Source organism: Paracoccus haematequi (assembly GCF_900631945.1).
Taxonomy (GTDB): Bacteria; Pseudomonadota; Alphaproteobacteria; order Rhodobacterales; family Rhodobacteraceae; genus Paracoccus; species Paracoccus haematequi_A.
In genome coordinates this window covers 1-822 of the sequence record NZ_UZWE01000001.1, presented here as the reverse complement: position 1 = coordinate 822, position 822 = coordinate 1, and the positions used below count along the sequence as shown (strand labels likewise).

At 60.1% G+C, this 822-nt stretch carries 1 pseudogene; it reads right to left on the bottom strand.

The annotated features are described in order from the left end of the window. Positions 1 to 734, bottom strand: a pseudogene (locus PARHAE_RS00005) (IS5 family transposase); the annotation flags it as partial. Positions 735 to 822: the final 88 nt, after the last annotated feature.

Sequence of the window (822 nt, the reverse complement as noted above, 5' to 3'; positions counted from 1 at the left end):
CCGGAGTCGGATGACGGTTGCGGCGAGAGCAATGAAGGCGCTGAAACTTTCATCAGTCTTGCAGCAGCGCATGGCGATGCCTCTGTATTCCTTGAGCCTGCCGAAGAGGTTCTCGATCAGGTGCCGCCACTTGTAGGTTTCGCGGTCGAATTCGGCGGGGAAGCGGCGGTTGGACTTTGGCGGAATGACCGGCTCGATCCCTGCACCGGTTAGCGCCTCGCGCAGCCAATCGGCATCGAACGCCCGGTCGGCAAGAAGTTGGCCACACGTCAGGCCATCGATCAGCGCCCCTGTGCCGCGCAGATCATGGGCCTGTCCCGGCAGCAGCCGAAAGTCGGTCAGGTTGCCGACCGCATCGGCCAAAGCCATGATCTTGGTTGTTATCCCTCCGCGAGAGCGCCCGATGGCCTGGCTTTGAGTCCCCCTTTTGCGCCCTGTCCGTGGCGGTGAACCTTGACGATGCTGCCGTCGATCATGGCGTATTCAAAATCGGCATCTTCAGCCAGGGCTCGGAACATGCGGTAGAACGCATCGGCCTTTACCCATCGCCGGAACCGCTTGAACACTGAATTCCACTTACCGAAATCCGCCGGCAAGTCGCGCCATGGACAGCCGGTCCGGACTATCCAGATAACCGCCTCAACAAAAAGCCGAGGGTCGGGGCCGGTGCGGCCAGGGTCACATTCCCGGCCAAGGCAATGTGGAGCGATAAGTGCCCATTGTGTGTCGGTCAACGTCGTGCGGATCAAGGTTGCCTCCCATTTGGCAGCCTTGAATCAGCCAGCGATCAGTTTGGAAATCCTCAAACGTCAACACGCCCTA